Below are 15,518 nucleotides of genomic sequence, written 5' to 3'. Positions count from 1 at the left end.
GCGCGAAGGGATTGTGCAATTCATTACTGCTGTTATCGGCGGCGAAAGCCAGACCTTGACCCCCTGCTAAAATGCCACGTAAATTCATTGATGTCACACTGACATCATGCTCTACTGCATGAACCTCTCCAGACAGCGGTACATCGGCGTTGCCGGACATTCAAAGCGATGTAAAGTTCCGCCATGTAAGGGATTCCCCTATAAGCAATCAGGCCCAACCTGATATTCGCTTTATCTAATAGTCATTAATGTGACGCCATTCTCATTGCATGAATGGAGTCAGGCTTTGTTTGCCATCCCAAGCCCTCGTTCCACGGGTCTACCAGACACTCACGTCGCGGCAACTGAAGGTGTGCAATTGAGCCCGCTCACGAGGGCCGCGCGCAGCCGTCGCCATCATTCAAATAAACGTCCTACTGAACGCTCAGAAGCAACCTACAGACTCCAGTTATCTTTCAGCAGTAGTTTTACGCCACTCACCCAATGCGACCTCTCATCACCCCACCTTATGTTGTGGAGACTTGCATGATGAACGACGGTAACGAGTGGCAACTTGCACTTCCCGAATTCCTGCACGAGGCTGAAAACCTGCTGGCCAAGTCGGAAGAGTGCCTGAGTCACCTGCATCTGATTCGCAACGACAGCGACGCCATCGACTGCATGAAAGCCAGCCTGATCAAGCTCGCCGAAAAAGCCGATTGCCTGGCCCTGCAGGCGATCAGCGAATTTTCGCGGCATATCCAATACGTGATCGCCAACGCCGAAAACCCGTTGCAGTTGCATGATCAGGCCCTGAGCGCCCTGGAAGATTGCCTGAGACTGCTGGCCTGGCAACTGGAGCTTATCGATGCAAAGACAGGGCTATTGGCACTGGATGAATCGGAACAAACCTCATTGATTGCTACGGTCACACTGCAAATCCCACAAAAGGATTTCAGATATAAACCGCAGCAGCGTTTACACCCCTCGTCCTGAGCGGTTATGAGGTCGTAAATAACGCGCAGTTTTCTAAAAACGACAGGTTTAACCAACCCATTGAAACTGAATGGCGCGCGCGTAGATATCAATTAGCCATAACCCCTACATTCCTGTTGAAGTAATACATCCCCCCCTTCATTAACTTTGGGACTATCGTCCCTGAATATTTGCGCGCTTAGATAATCCCGCCAGACAGGCGCCTGGCGACCGAAGGTAAGAGTAGTGGTACTATCACCCCCTCAAAGTGATTGAATTTATTAACTTTGAAAACGATTCATTAACGTATCTCAAACAGCGCCCGGTCAGTATCGACCGGTCTTCCCGCAGCGAACCTTTATTGGCTCCATCCGCTATGCATGCCAGCCTCAAGACATTCATCGCAAGGTCCGCGTCCCGCAGCAATGCACGCCGTTTGATCCTCACGCTATGCCTTGGCTCGCTGCTGCTGAGCCTGTGGGCCTACGCCCATTCCGCAACGCTGCCGCTGATGGTACTGCTGCTCAACCTGGCCACCTTATTAGTGGTAGGCCTGCAACAGTGGTACTCGCGCAAATCCATCAAGTTCCAGCCCCAGGAATTGGCCGATCGCCTGCTGCAAGTGCAGGAAAACGAACGCCACCGCCTCAGTCGCGAGCTGCATGACGACATCGGGCAACTGCTGACCGCCGCCAAGCTGCAAAGCGAATGGCTCAAGCGCCGTATGCCGGATGAGCTGCAAACCCAGTGCAACGTCTTGTGCAATACCTTGAACGAGACCCTGGCCAAGGTGCGCGACGTCTCTGCCATCCTCAACCCCCGACAGCTCGCCAGCCTGGGCCTCGAAGCCAGCCTGCGCGCGCACCTGCTCAAGACCCTGGAAAACACCCCGGTGCACTGGAGCCTGGAATGCCAGCAACGGCTAACCGGCATCCCGGAAGAAATGGCCGTGGCGGCCTTTCGCATCACCCAGGAAGCCGTCACCAACATGCTGCGCCACGCCCAGGCACACAACCTGCTGGTGCGCCTGCAACGTCTACCCGAAGGCCTGTCGCTGAGCATTTGTGATGACGGCCAGGGTTTTTTGCCCGCCATCAATCCCAGCCTGGAAGGCCAGCGGGGCATGGCGGGCATGTCCGAGCGGGTTGATCAGCTTGGCGGCACATTGTCCGTGAGCAGTCATCCAGGTAACGGGACGCGCATCGAAGCGCTCTTCCCCTGGGCGCCCCGCTCCCTCGAACGGGCCAGCGCCCCTAAGGTTATCGAGTGACCTGCACATTGCTTCTGGTGGACGATCATGCCCTGATCAGGGCAGGCGTGCGTGCGCTGATCCAGGATATTCCCGGCTACACGGTGACGGGCGAAGCCAGCGATGGCGCCCAGTTGCTGGAGCAGTTCAATCGCTTGCTGCCGGACATTGTGCTGCTGGACCTGTCGATGAAGCACACCGGCGGCCTCGACGCTTTAAAGCAACTCAAGAGTGCGCACCCCAAGAGCAAGGTGCTGATCCTGTCGATGCACACCGACCCGGAGTTGATCATGCGCGCGCTGCAAGCCGGTGCCCATGGCTACCTGCTCAAGGACACTACCGCCAATGAGCTGGAACACGCGCTGCAAGCCTTGCGCAACAACGAGCGCTACCTGAGCCCGGCGATCGCCCACACCGTGATCAACCAGGCGCTGGTGCGCAGCCAGGGGCCGATCACGCCCGCCGGTCAAAGCCATAACCTCACGGCACGCCAACTGGAGATCCTGCGCCTGATCGTGCGCGGCAAATCCACCCGTGAGATCGCCCACGGCCTGGGCCTGAGCATCAAGACCGTAGAAGCCCACCGTTCGCAAATCATGAAGCGCCTGCAGATATTTGATGTGGCAGGCCTGGTGTTATTCGCTGTGCGCGAGCAGATCATCAGCCTGGACGACTAGGGGCGAATCCACCGGCAAATGCACGCGAAGCGCCTTGGGCAACGCCTCGAAGTGCAGGTCGTCACCTTCCAGCGGCTCGCCATCGAGGTTGATGTACAAGCCCTGCGCCACCTTGATATCGACCCACGGCAGGCGCGCCCGTACGAACATGTTGTCGATCCCACCGTCGCTCACCAGATTGAGCAGCGTGCCGACCACTTCCTGAGGCGCCGGCAGAATGCTGACGTCGAGCAAACCATCATCGGCCAATGCGCCGGGGCACAGTATGTGCCCACCGCCCGCCTGGCGGCCGTTGCCGATACCCAGCGCCAGCAACTCGCCCTTCCAGTGAAAGTCCGGTCCTTCCAGCTCACCGTAGGCGGCCTTCAACTCGCTGAAGCGCGTCAGGCCGGTAAACAGATAAGCAGCGCCGCCGAGGACTTTCTTCAAATCTTCGGAGGTATTGGCCGTGACCTGGCTACCAAAGCCGCCAGTGGCCATGTTCAGGAAAATCTGCCCGCCGACCTGGCCGAGGTCGATTGCCCTAGGGAGCACATCCAGCAATGCCAGGGCCTGGGCAGGCTCCAACGGCACGCCGGCAGCCTTGGCAAAATCATTGGCGGTGCCCAGCGGCATCAGCACTAGGCTGGCGTCGCTCTTGGCCTGGGCCATGGCTTCGGCCACGTCGCGCAACGTGCCGTCGCCGCCGCCGGCAATGATGTGGGTGTAACCGCCGTCCAGCGCCTCCTTGACCAGCCGTTGAGCGTCACCGCCCTCCCACGTCACCCGCACCGCCAGCTCCAAACCCGACTCGCGCCGGGCCAGCACGGCCGCACGTACGTCCTCGTTGAGGGCTTGCTTGCCGTGAAGGATCAACAGTGCCTTGGGGGTGGTCATGGGGGGCGTACTCCTGGAGTCAATGGTGCTTGAAGGATGTTGACCTTTGAGGAGTAGGAAAAAGTCATTAAGGTCGAAAAATAATTGGCTCGCTAGAAATTATCCATCGCGTTGCACATCGACACCTTGCCCTTGGGCGCAGGCTCCACCTCGACCCATTGCTTACCGCCCGGCGGCAGCTCGTGCAGCTGGAACGAACAGCTCGCATAGATGGACGCCTGCACCATGTAGTCCATCCCCGGCCGAGGCACAAAGGTCATGGTGCTGGAGCATTGCCGGGAATACTGCAGTTTCCCCAAGTAATGAAACGCGATCGGGGTGTTCGCCGGCACCACCAACTCCGACGATACGGCAGCCGCCCACGAGTAAATCGGCCCAGGCATGCCCAGGCTCTCGCCGTTGTGATCGGGGAAGCCCGCTTTCGTCGACGCCATCACCCCAGCGCCCGGTACATTCCAGTCCAGGCAATCACGCCCCGGCACCGCGCGCACCAGACCATCGGTGATCAACCGCACACGGGCAGTCTCGCCAGACGTTGGTGCGACGTAGCCGGTGGACAAGGAACGGATATTCGCCACTTGGCCGCAGCCTGTCAGCAGCACCAGCAACGCCACGGGAACCCCACGTAAAACGCTCATCAGCAGTCAACTCGCAAAGGAATAAAGGGCTGTTTACGGCTGACGGCAATTCTGGCTGACCGACAACTGCGGTGCGGGCTCGTACTTCACCTGCTGCAAGCCATCGGCGCCCTGAAAGATGAAGTACTTGATGCGGCAGTCCTTGAACATCGACGAGTAACCCTCCGCCCGGAAGCCTTCGCCATCGACCTGCTTGGTCACGGCGTTGTTGCGGCTGACCACCGCGAGCACCTGTGCATAGCTCTGGCCCATCCTCACCCCTGGCTCGCCGGTGACCGTCATCGACGAGGCGCAACCGCCCAACCCTGTCGCCGCCAATGCCAGCGCGACGCCGTACAGTCCATTGCGTAAATCGTTCATTCCTTGCTTCCTTTTAGGGATGGGTTACCGACGGCCTTCGCACACCGGTGATTCGCCGATACGGCCAAGCTTGCACATGTCCAAGTTATCTTTGCGTGTGAAGCCCGCATCTTTCATGCAGTAGAAGCTCCTAAGCCGCTCATCGATTGAACCTCCGCCCGTGCCCGCCACATTCTCGTACCCGCACGCGAGCATACTGCTCTTGACGCCCTCTACAGAGACCCCACTCTTTTGCCAATAGACAAAATCAGGCGGCGGCGGCTGAAAACCCCTGCCTGTGCAGCCGACCAGCAGTACAGCGCAAACACTCAACAGCAGCCCGCTCCTGGACATAGGGGTGTTCCTTAAGGTTTGCGTAAATCGTTCATTCCCTGCGACCTTTCAGTGATCGATTAACGGCGGCCTTCGCACACCGGTGATTCACCAATGCGGCCTTCTTTGCACAGGTCAATGTTATCTGTGCGCTTGAAACCCGAGTCTTTCATGCAATAAAACTGTGTGAGTACCTGGTCAATAGGCGTTGTGTCCCCCGTGCCTGTCAGGTTGATATACCCGCAAGCTCTCATCGCACTCTTGACGCCTTCTTGGGAGACCCCACTTTTTTTCCAATTGGTGAATTCCGGCGGCGGCGGTTGAAAGCCCCTCCCCGTGCAGCCGGTCAGTAACACAGCGCCAATAGTCAACAGCAACGTACTTCTCAACATAACGTTCTTCCTTATTCTCCGGCGCGCTTAAAGTGTGGAACGCCATCGGTTGAATCTTTCCAGAAGGGCTTGCAGGCGGGCCCTCCATTGCCGTAGCAGTTGTGCACTGTCTTATCGCCGCCAAGCACTTTCAGCCATTCCCATACACGCACGCTGCCGTCCGGGACCGTACCGCCCGTAGCGGGGTTGAACCCTACGAGCGGCAAGCGCGCAACCGGATCGAGATTGTGATTCTGGTAGCGCAGCTCCATCGCCTCGCGCTGTGATTCGGAGCTCACCCCTGAACGACTCTGTAAGACCCCTAACAACGAGTCGGCCTTCTGCACGCTGTAGGCAGCACCGAAGAAGTTCATCGACGTTTTGCCGAGAATGCCCACGTTGGCCGGATCACGGGCCAGCGACTCCATGGCGCTGCCAGTGGTCAACGTGCCCCGGCTGTGACCATCGATGTGCAACCCGCTCTGGCCGAACTGCGTCATGTAGTCTTTGGTTTGCACCGTTGCATTGGACAACCCCCAGAAATCATTCTCCAGATTCTTCTGATAAGCAGCGATCATCAGCTCGGAAGTGAAGTTGTTGGCTTGCTCGAAGTGGATCAAGTATTGCGGCCCGCTATCAGCCGAACTGTGCTGCTCGGCGTATTTGGCCGCAGCGTCGGCATCATTGAAAATGCCGTTGTTGGCGATATGCACTTTGCCGTCCGGCCCTTTCTTGAGGTTCATTTTCTCTTCGTCGCTCAGTTCGCGACGTTGAACTTTGCCCTCCTTGTCCTTCGAGACCTCATACACCCGCGCCTTCTCGATAAAGATCTTGCGATACGCCTCATCCGCCAGCAGCGAGACCTGATGATAGAACTCACGCTTGATCTCCTGCTCAGCCGCTACCTTGCGCCCCATTTCCGCCACATCCAACCGTCCCACGGCGACATGGGCGGCCTCGGTGTTGCGGTTCAGGTTGGCAATTGTCTGGTCAACCGTCATGCCGCCAACCACACGCTGGCGCTCGGCATTGGTGATCACCAAGGTGCCGGCGCTGATCGCGCTGCGGGTGTCGCTGTCGGCGGAGTCAGAGTCCGAGCCGTTGTTGATGCTGTTGGCGAGCAGCGCCTTGGCCGTGCCCAGTTTGCCGTCGAGCATGTCCGAACTCAGGTCGACGCCTGAAGTTTTGGCGCTGGCTTCGGACACGTTGTGGATGTCGGACACCGTCAGCGTGCCGGTGGTCAGGCTGTTTTTGCCGTCGGCAATGGCCTTGTCGGAACTGGCGATCACGCCACCCTTGAGGTCGGTATTGCCGCGCACGTTGATGTCGAAACCACCGTCGCCGGCACGTATGCCCGATTGTTCGATCACGCTGGCAAAGTTGGACTTCTGCTTGGCGTTGGTGGAGCTGAAGCTAGCGGTCGCCGCACCGGCACAGACCGGCGGGATACAGATGCTGATCCCAGCGCTCATGCTCTTCTGCTCGGACGCGAAGGTGCTGGTGTCCTGCAGGCTCTCGACATTCAGGTCGCCGCCGATATCGGCCTTGACCGTCTCACCCGACACCACCGCACCACGCAGGGTGGTGTCCTTACCGGAAATCAGACTGACCTCTTTGCCGGCAGTCACGTGGGTATTGCTCCACACCAAGTCATTGCCATCGGCATTGCCACGGCTCTGAGAGGCGGACGCGTTGAAGCTCAGACCGTTTTTCTCGCTACCAAACGAGATGCCGATGCCAAGGCTGCCGTTGACGCTTTTGTTGGTGCTGTGTTGCTCGATGGTGTTCTGCGCACCCGCCAGCAGGATGTTGCCGTCAGCTTTCAACAACGCATTGTTGCCCGCCGTGATCTCACTGCCCTGCACGGTCAGGTTGTTGTTGCGCGTGCCGCCCGAGGACACGATCGTCACATCCCCACCCGCCGCGACCGTCGAAGCGGCTGCGGTGTTGCTGGTCTGCTCGCTTTTGCTCTCGCTCTTGTTCATGCCCAGGGCAATGCTCAAGTTGATACCGCCCGCCGCCGCCGGGTCGGCCATGACCTGAGTGTGCGCATCGCTGGCGGCCCACGCAGTACTCAGCGCCGCCAAAGTTTTCATACGTTTGTCATCGGTACGTTCAGCGGCTTTGTTCATGCGCTGGCCGGTCTGTACCGCACTCACGATCGGGTTGGTCAGGGTCAGGCTCACGCCGGTCTGCTTGAAGCGCTGCTCCTGCTGCTGCGCACTGAGGTTGCGCGCTTCGAGGATATTGACCTCGGACGCGTCGATCGACACATCGCCATTGGGCGCGTTCACATTGCTGCCCACCTGACGGTATTCGCCGCCGGCGCTGATCAGCACGTTGCCGTCGGTTGCGCCAATGTTGCTCGCGGCCGCCGTAGTCTGCTGACTGCTGTCTTTGTTGGTCTGTTGCTTGGAACCAACGGTGACGGCAATGGCGCCGCCGCTGAACATCCCGCTGGTCTTCACGTCCTTCATGTGTTTTTCGTCAAGTTGCTCGGTGGCTGCCAATACCTTGATGTCGTTGCCCGCCGCCAGCACCGTGCCCGATGTGGAAACCACGTTGCTACCCGTAATCGTGATGTTGTTGCCGGCCTGCATCACCGCCTGCTCGCCACTGAAGGTCGAGGCCTGTGCGGTGGTCTGGCTGACCGTGTCGCGGGTGGTGGTGGTCTTGCTCGAAAACATCCCGTTGCTGCCCTTGACCTTGTGCGCTTCGTCGGCGCTGTTGAAGCGCTCGCCGGCCTCGACATTGATGTCGCGCACCGCACTCACAGCAACAGCCCCCGCGTCGCTGTTGACCATCGCCCCGCGCACCTGCACGTCACGCCCGGCGCCCACGCGAACATCGCCGTTGGCCTGCACCGAACTGCCGACTTCATTGCGTCCGGCTTCCTTGCGCCAGTTGTCGCCATCCCACTGGTTGGACTGGGTGTAGGACTCTTTCACTGTGGTCAGGGTGATGTCGTTGCCCGCCACCAGCGACGTCTTGCCGCCGACGCCGGTGTTGCTCACTTGCGCGGCTTGCAGGTTGATATCGTTGCCGGCGGTGGCAATCAGGTTCGCCGCCGGTGCCGACACGTACAACCCCGCCACCCGCGACAAGCCAGTGCGGGTGCCCTGATCGCTCTCGCTGTCGGTGGTGACCGAGCGCACATTGATGTCGTTGCCGGCGCTCAGGGCCAGACGGCTGTTGGCGCTGATCAGGCCGCCGATGTTGTTGATGTCCTGGCTGGCGGTCAGGGCCACGTCGTTGCCCTGGATACGGCCGCCGAGGTTGTCGAGGTTCTGCACGCTGATGTTCACGCCATCGCGCCCGGACAGGCTGCCGGAGTTCACCAGATCACCGCGCACATCAAGGTTCAACGTGCGCCCGGCCATCAGTGCGCCGGAGCCATCCAGATCACCTTCGCGAACCCGCACATAGACTTGCGGCACGAGCACCTGACGGACTTCACCGCTCGCCAGCGTGACGTCCTTGGACACCAGCCAGACGATGTCGCTGGTCAACTGCGCCATTTGTTCGGCGGTCAGGGCGACACCAGGAATCAGTTTCCACTGATCCGCCAGGGTCACGGCGCTGTCGATCATGCCGCGATACTGTTCCTCATCACTGGCGTAGCCGTCGAGAAAGCGCCGGCCAGTGAGTTGCGCGATTTGCTCACGGATCAGCTTCTGTTCGTAGAAGCCGTCGCCGAGACGCTGCTGCGTGGCCGCCGGGTCGAGGTTCAGGCGCCCGAGCATGTAGTCCGAAGACAACCACTTGCGGTAGTTAGCGAAGCGCGGGTCGGTCTCCACCAGATAACCGGCGGTGCTGTTCGGGTTGGTCTGGAACAGGCTGCTGTTGGGCAGGTCGGGGTTGAAACCACCCGTGCGGATCTGCTCCACCGCGCCTGCCGCGTCCAGTTGGGTCAGTGCCTTCACTTCACTGATCGGGCTCACGGCGTGGGTGCGGCCTACGCCCGCCAGCTCACCGGTACCCGCAGTGCTGTCGGTAACGTTGGCCAGAACCAGCGCGCCAACCTGGGTGCCGCTGCCGTTGATGGCCGCGTACTCGGTGTACACCGTGGGTTTAAGGGAGATCTGCTCGATCAGCGGCGCCGGCGTATAACCGGTCAGGCCGACACCCTGGCGGTCACGGCCCTTGCGCTGGATGCGATAGTAATTGGCCACGCTGCCGTTGTCGGCCGTGACCCGTTCGCCGGTCACTTCGGTGTTGATCACTTGGCCGATGCTGCCGTTGAGCGCCTGCCCGGCAATGATCCGGCTCTTGTCGTTGAGCACCTGGTCGACGATCAACGTGAGGTTGCCACCGGCAAGCATCTGCGCAGGGTCGGAACTGACAATTTGCGTCTCGGTGACGCTGCGCGTGTAGTCATAGCGGTTCCAGCGCGTGCCGTAGCCTTCCGGCGTGACCAGGTGCAGCACCTCGTCGTTGTACAGCGAGATCTGGTCCGGCGTGTAACGGTTGGTCGAGCCCGACAGCAGGTACTCCTGCAGCACTTGGTTGGACACCAGCACGCGGTCGGTGGCGAAGTGTTCGTTGGTGTTGTTGATCTGCTTGGCGTTGACGCTCAGATGGCCCAGCGCTTCGACGGTGGCGCTCGCATTGTTGAGCACCTGTGCCTGGCCGCTGGCCTGGTCGTTGGCGTCAAGCAAGCCGCCGATCACCGTATCGCCGGCGCTGAAGATCAGTCCGTGCTCACGGTTGTTGATCGCCTGAGCGCCGATATCCAGGCGGTTGCGTGCCGCGATGGTCGCCGCCGTTGCGCCTTCGAGGATGTTGTTGAGCGTACCGGCGGTGATCGACAAATGATCACCGTAGAGGCGCCCGGTACCGAGGTTGTTCAGGGTCGCAGCACTGAGGCGGGTCGTCTCGCCGTCGACCACGCCACGGTTGTCGAATTGGTTGACCGCGTTGGCCTGCACACGCCGCCCACTGATCACGCCGTTGACACCGTTGTCGATAGCGCCGGCATCCACGCGCACCAGCGCGCCGGACTGCACCGCCCCCTGGTTGGTCATCGTGCCGCCAGTCTGCAGCGACAGGTCGCCGTTGCTCTGCACCAGGCCGCTGTTGATGAAGTTTTGAGTCAACCGGAAGGTCAGGTCGCCGAGGCTTTGGACCTTGCCGGCGCCGCTGTAATTGGCACTGTCGAGCAACACGGACTGGCCCCCAATCAGGGTGCCCGCGCCGTTGTTGATGGCCAGGCTTTTCTGCGCCGGGTTGCGATCGGCCAGGGTCAGCACGCTGCCCGCCGAGAGGATGCCCGCATCGTTGTCCACGCTGCCGCTGCCCTTCACGTTCAGCGTGGTGTCGGACACGATTGAGCCAGCGCGGTTGGTCAGCGTATCGGTGTCGAGATCGACGCTCTGGCCCTTGATGCCCTGGTTCGCGCCCTGGGTCGCGCTGTTGTCCACGCTCGCGGCGGTCAGCAACAGATGCCCGTCGGCGCGCAACAGGCCCGCCTGGTTGCTCAGTTGCTGGGCGTTGATGTCCAGGGTGCGCGCGCTGCCGATAAAGCCTTGGTCGTTGAACACTTGACCGGCGCGCACGGTGACGTCGCGCTGGCCGAGGATGCCGCCGGTGGCGCCGGAATTGCGGTTGCTCAGCTGTTGGCCGTGGGTATCCACGCGCAGGTCCGACTTGGCCTGCATGATGCCGCCGTCGTTGATCAACGCGCCGCTGTCGACGCTCAGCGTGTCGCTGGCGTTGACGGTGCCTGCACTGTTGTCGAGTTGCTGGCCCTGGGTATTGAGCAGCAGTTGCGCGCCGGTGATCACCCCACCTTGGTTGTTCAGGCCGAGTGCATTGAGGGTCAGCGCCTTGGCTGCCTCCAGACGCCCGCCACGGTTGTCGAGCACGCTGGTGTCGCTGTTGAGGATCAGGTCGGCGGCCACCGAACCGAGGGTACCGCCCTGGTTCTGCAGGCTGTCGGCCTTGACCGTCAAGGTTTGCGTGGCCGCGACGGTGCCATTGGCGTTGTTCAACTGCGCGGCCTTGATCCCCAGCGCGCCGCCGGCAGTGATCTGCCCGCTGCTGTTGTCCAGGGTGCCGCCGTTGAGGGTCAATTGCGCGGCGGTGACCAGCTTGCCCTTCTGATTGTTCAGGTGCTGGCGCGCGGTGACGGACAAGTCGCCAAGGCCACCCGACTGCACCAGACCATCCGCGTTGTTCAGGGTGTCAGCGCTGACGACGAGGGTGCCACCGCTGGACAGCGTACCGCCACTGTTATCGAGGCTGCGCGCGACGGTCATCTGCATACCGTTGCTGCCGGTCTGCACCCACTTGCCGCCGACGTTGGACAGGTCCAGCGCGGTCACGCTGATCTGTGCAGCGCCTACCTGTGCAGCATCGCTGAGCACGCTCTGGTTAGCGTCGGCCGTGAGGGCGCGGCCGGCGGTGACGCGACTGCGACGCAAGTCGAGATTGCCGGCGGTGCTGGTCAACTCAACGGTCTGGGCGGACGTCTGGCTGTCACTCAGGTCGACCTGGGCGGCGCTGGCCTTGAGGGTCTGCGCGGCGAGGTTCTGGCCTTTGGCGGTCAAGGTGCCAGCCGAGGTCAGCGTCAGCGAACCGCTGCTGCCGAGCTTGCCGGTACTGTCCACGCCCGCGGCCAATGCGGAACCTGCGTGGCTGCGAATCGCCGAATTGGCGCCGGTGGCGGTCAGCGCGGCATTGCCCTGGGCGGACACGATGCCACGGTTGTCGATATCACCAGCGGTGTGCACGGCCAGGTTGCCTTGGGCGTACAGCGTGCCGTCGTTGTCGATGCCCTTGTCGGCGCGGGCGGTCAAATCGGTGGCGCTGCTGATCTGGCCGTGGTTTTCGATCCGGCCGTCGGTGCCGATCACCACTTCACCAGCGCTGGAGCCGATCTGCCCGGCATTGCGCACGCCCACGCCTGCGCCATTGCCGACCAAGGTGATCTTGCCCGCGTACATGCCGCCCAACTGCGCCACGTCGATGGCGACGGTTGGCGTGTCGGTCGGTGCCGCGCCGGTGGTGCCGGCCTTGATGGTCAAGTCTTTGGACCAGATGCCCGCGTTCACCTCGACCGTGCGCGCGATGATTTCGGTGTAGTCGGCGCGGCTGGTGTCCATGCCTTCGCCGCCGATGCTGATCTTGCCGCCCGAGACTTCATAGCCGCTGATCAGGCCGTTCTCGAACTGCGCGCGCCCGGTGGTCAGGGTCGCGCGGTCGGCGTTGATAAACCCGCAGCCTTCACAGGTGATGCCCGACGGGTTGGCAATTACCACCTGCGCCTTGGAGCCCCCCACTTCGACAAAGCCGCGCAACTGGCTAGGGTTGCTCGAATTGACCTCGTTGAGAATCACCCGTGCGCTGCCGTTGGCCAGGTTGCGGTTGCCTTCGATCCACCCGCCCAGTTGAGTCTGGCTGTTGGTCACGCCGTTGTTGAGGATCACCCCGCGCTTGTCCACGTCGAACTGGGTGTAGGTGTTGCGCGACACGCCCGCGCCGCTTGGCCGGGCGATATCCACCACCGTGGTGCCGTTGCCGGCGGCGCCGATGGTCGGGCGCTGGCCCGCCGGTGCGGAGCCATCGACCACCACCTGCGCTTGTACCGGCGCCGCCAGCGCGACCCAGCCCATGCCCAGCATCAGCGCAAACCGCAGCGGCGTCAGCGTGGCAACCGCCGTACCCGGGCGCGCTACGGCGCCGGTCGTGCCGGGAGCCTTGCACGCGCTCTTGACGTTTTCGGCCACCACCATCAGCAGGCCGCGAGCCTGGTTGAAAACAATTCGATACAGATGCTTATTCATGCAAGTCCTTTGCGCGGTGGCTGATCAGAGCGCGTCGCTGGGTAACGGGTGAGTGGCAAACCAGGCTTGCGCCTCCAGGTCCAGGACGGCGATACCCTGGAAATTCATGACGCGCAGTCCGCGCTCATCGCCTCGGTGGTACAGCGAACGGAAGATCCGCCCGGGCCACAGCCGCCGTCGCAACAGGCCGCTGACTCGTCGGGTATGCCCGAACGGCGCGACCCAGTCGTTGATCCACAGGCGGTCGCCGCTGTCCCAGTCCGCGGCAGGCAGGCAGACGGCTGGTTCGCGCAGGTAGCGCGCCTCGGCCTCGGCACTGAGGTTGAGCCACGACAGGAAAAACACCGGGCGCCCCGCTTCGCTGATCAGGATGAACTGACGGCGCTTGATCGCCGGCAGCAACAGGGTCGACAGGCTGTGCAATGGCGCATCGCGATGCGCCGCCGAGTGCATCCACAACCACACCGCCGAACCCAACACCTGGGCTTCGTCGATGGGACTGTCGGGCCCCGTGGGCGCGAGCACTTCGAGGGTGTCATCCGACATGCTGGCCTCCTTCAAAATGACCAGTTGGCGCTGAAGCCACTGGTCACGTCGGCGGTCTGGAAACCCTTGGGTTTTTCCAGAGGTTTGCCGGTGTAGATGTCATAGGAAAACTGCTTGTAGCCGCCGCGCAGGCCTACCACCGCACCGGCCAGGCGGCGACCCAGCAAGTACTCGGTGGAATGCCCGCCAACCTGGCCGTAATCCACGCCCAGATAGAGCTCCTGACCGGTGTTGCCCAGGCTCAGGCCGAGGTCGTTGCTGAAGGTCCAGCCGCGTTCCGCCGACAGAATCTGCTCGCCATCAAAGCCGCGCACGGTGTAGCGCCCACCGATTGAAAAGCGGTCCTGGGGAATCAGCGGCGTGCGGTTCCATTGCCCGCGCCAGCCGCCGATGTAACGCAGCTTCTGCTGGCCGACGCTGAACGGCACTTGCAATTGCGCGTTGGCGGTAATGATCTGCGAGCGCGACGTGCCTTCGCCGTTTTCTTCCTCGGGTGCGCGCAAGGCATCGCGCGCACCGGTGCCACGGCGATAGCCGACGCCAAGGTCGAGGGTGTTCGCACCGATGAATTCACGGTGATTGATCCCGGCCTGCCAACCGGCCATGCGCCGGCGCTGAAATTCGATTTCGGTGTCTTCGATGTAGTTGCTGGAGGTACGGCTCCAGCCTCCGAGGGACACGGTGGTCTTGCGCACCGCGTCGCGATAGATCACGCGCGACAGCTGCACCTCATTGGTCCGGCTGCGGCCGCTGTAGGAATACGCCTGGTTCACCCCGGCGATAGTCTGGTGGTAGTCGTATTCGCTGGAGGTCAGGCTCAACTGCCAATAGTCGTAGGGCACCGAATAGTGAATGGTGTGGCCCTTGGACCCACGGTCGCCGCTTTCGCCGCCGCCGAGGTCGTGGTTGAAGCTGATGTAGAACAGGTCGTTGAGGGTCGCCAGGTTATCCAGCGACAGCGCGACGTTGCCCTGGTACTTGCCGGTCTGCTTGCTGCCGGAGTCGTCCACCGACAGGCTGACCCGTACGGGCACGGCCTGCTTCCAGGCGATCACCACATCGCTTTCACCCGGCTGCGCATCGGCGCCTTCGGCGGGGGTGATCTGTACGTCGGCTTCGGCGGTGGGCACGCGCTTGAAGTTTTCCAGCGCCTGTTCGATGTCGCGCAGGTTCAGCACATCGCCATCGGACGCGGGCATCGCATTCCAGTAGTTGGCGCGGGCCGAAGTACCGGCGGCAAAACGGATGTGTTTGATCCGGCCGGGCACCACCACCAGGGACAGGGTGCCCTGATTCAAGTCCTGGGCCTGGGCCAGCACGCGGGTGGTAATAAAACCTTTGGCGATGATCGCATTCTGGATGCGCTTCATGGTCAGGTTGATCCCGCGCGCGCCAACACAACGCCCTTGCACTGGATCATCGGACGGGTTGGCGGCACGCAGGGCCCACTGGAAATCCTCGGCCTGGTCGCCACTGAGCACCACGCGGTCGATCTTGAAGCACGGCGTTTCATCGCGCGGCAGGCGCAGGCTGGCTTCGGTGTCTTGGGGCGCTTGCAGGCGAACGTCGGGCGACGGTTCCAGCTGCTCGCGTTGTGCACGCTCGCGCTGTTGCTGCTGGATCAATTGCTGGGCTGGCGCTTGCGGCTCGGCCGCAAACGCAGCCGCGCTGGCTAGCAAACCAACTGCAGTACAGGTGGAAACGCACGACTGCAGCAAAACTGATGGTTTTGTTCTAGATACAGCGACGAG

General features: G+C 61.7%; 11 protein-coding genes. 3 read left to right on the top strand and 8 right to left on the bottom strand.

The features are described 5' to 3' along the window. Positions 1–525: 525 nt before the first annotated feature. The 3 genes from ACKZ62_RS08165 to ACKZ62_RS08155 all read left to right on the top strand — a co-directional run bounded on the left by ACKZ62_RS08165 (position 526) and on the right by ACKZ62_RS08155 (position 2,880). On the top strand, positions 526–975 hold the full coding sequence (locus tag ACKZ62_RS08165) for a hypothetical protein (protein ID WP_177326444.1): 450 nt from the start codon (positions 526–528) through the stop codon (positions 973–975). A gap of 355 nt (positions 976–1,330) precedes the next feature. Continuing rightward, complete coding sequence (locus ACKZ62_RS08160) at positions 1,331–2,224, top strand: sensor histidine kinase (protein ID WP_447096944.1); 894 nt, start codon at positions 1,331–1,333, stop codon at positions 2,222–2,224. Beyond that, entirely contained in the window at positions 2,221–2,880 is a 660-nt protein-coding gene (locus tag ACKZ62_RS08155; protein WP_032887937.1) for a response regulator transcription factor, read from the top strand. Before ACKZ62_RS08160 ends, ACKZ62_RS08155 begins: the two co-directional genes overlap by 4 nt. On the opposite strand, the gene yegS is transcribed toward ACKZ62_RS08155, so the two are convergent. The 8 genes from yegS to ACKZ62_RS08115 all read right to left on the bottom strand — a co-directional run bounded on the left by yegS (position 2,839) and on the right by ACKZ62_RS08115 (position 15,446). Next, the gene (gene yegS / locus ACKZ62_RS08150) at positions 2,839–3,756 is read right to left on the bottom strand and encodes a lipid kinase YegS (RefSeq protein ID WP_447096511.1); all 918 of its coding nucleotides are present in this window, start codon (positions 3,754–3,756) and stop codon (positions 2,839–2,841) included. The genes ACKZ62_RS08155 and yegS overlap by 42 nt on opposite strands. Positions 3,757–3,848: 92 nt before the next feature. Beyond that, entirely contained in the window at positions 3,849–4,394 is a 546-nt protein-coding gene (locus tag ACKZ62_RS08145; protein ID WP_032887934.1) for a hypothetical protein, read from the bottom strand. 33 nt (positions 4,395–4,427) lie between these two features. Next, a complete protein-coding gene (locus tag ACKZ62_RS08140) occupies positions 4,428–4,754 on the bottom strand; it encodes a hypothetical protein (protein WP_032887932.1) in 327 nt (108 codons plus the stop codon). A 24-nt stretch (positions 4,755–4,778) separates the two neighbouring features. Next, positions 4,779–5,087: a hypothetical protein gene (locus ACKZ62_RS08135; protein ID WP_032887930.1), complete on the bottom strand. Its 309-nt coding sequence runs from the start codon at positions 5,085–5,087 to the stop codon at positions 4,779–4,781. A gap of 59 nt (positions 5,088–5,146) precedes the next feature. Then, on the bottom strand, positions 5,147–5,458 hold the full coding sequence (locus ACKZ62_RS08130) for a hypothetical protein (RefSeq protein WP_032887929.1): 312 nt from the start codon (positions 5,456–5,458) through the stop codon (positions 5,147–5,149). An 11-nt stretch (positions 5,459–5,469) separates the two neighbouring features. After that, positions 5,470–13,221: a hemagglutinin repeat-containing protein gene (locus tag ACKZ62_RS08125; protein WP_447096510.1), complete on the bottom strand. Its 7,752-nt coding sequence runs from the start codon at positions 13,219–13,221 to the stop codon at positions 5,470–5,472. Between the two features lie 24 nt (positions 13,222–13,245). Then, positions 13,246–13,767: a toxin-activating lysine-acyltransferase gene (locus ACKZ62_RS08120; RefSeq protein ID WP_032887925.1), complete on the bottom strand. Its 522-nt coding sequence runs from the start codon at positions 13,765–13,767 to the stop codon at positions 13,246–13,248. A gap of 11 nt (positions 13,768–13,778) precedes the next feature. Continuing rightward, a complete protein-coding gene (locus ACKZ62_RS08115) occupies positions 13,779–15,446 on the bottom strand; it encodes a ShlB/FhaC/HecB family hemolysin secretion/activation protein (protein ID WP_032887923.1) in 1,668 nt (555 codons plus the stop codon). Between the last annotated feature and the right edge of the window lie 72 nt (positions 15,447–15,518).

The sequence above is a fragment of the Pseudomonas sivasensis genome, from assembly GCF_052938085.1.
The sequence above is the reverse complement of the archived record's forward strand: the minus strand, read 5'-3'. Positions and strand labels throughout refer to the sequence as shown.

Bases quoted from the DNA above. Each gene is read 5' to 3' on its own strand.
- ACKZ62_RS08165 (WP_177326444.1), top strand. From the start codon at position 526: ATGATGAACGACGGTAACGAGTGGCAACTTGCACTTCCCGAATTCCTG.
- ACKZ62_RS08160 (WP_447096944.1), top strand. From the start codon at position 1,331: ATGCATGCCAGCCTCAAGACATTCATCGCAAGGTCCGCGTCCCGCAGC.
- yegS (WP_447096511.1), bottom strand. From the start codon at position 3,756: ATGACCACCCCCAAGGCACTGTTGATCCTTCACGGCAAGCAAGCCCTC.
- ACKZ62_RS08145 (WP_032887934.1), bottom strand. From the start codon at position 4,394: ATGAGCGTTTTACGTGGGGTTCCCGTGGCGTTGCTGGTGCTGCTGACA.
- ACKZ62_RS08140 (WP_032887932.1), bottom strand. From the start codon at position 4,754: ATGAACGATTTACGCAATGGACTGTACGGCGTCGCGCTGGCATTGGCG.
- ACKZ62_RS08135 (WP_032887930.1), bottom strand. From the start codon at position 5,087: ATGTCCAGGAGCGGGCTGCTGTTGAGTGTTTGCGCTGTACTGCTGGTC.
- ACKZ62_RS08130 (WP_032887929.1), bottom strand. From the start codon at position 5,458: ATGTTGAGAAGTACGTTGCTGTTGACTATTGGCGCTGTGTTACTGACC.
- ACKZ62_RS08125 (WP_447096510.1), bottom strand. From the start codon at position 13,221: ATGAATAAGCATCTGTATCGAATTGTTTTCAACCAGGCTCGCGGCCTG.
- ACKZ62_RS08120 (WP_032887925.1), bottom strand. From the start codon at position 13,767: ATGTCGGATGACACCCTCGAAGTGCTCGCGCCCACGGGGCCCGACAGT.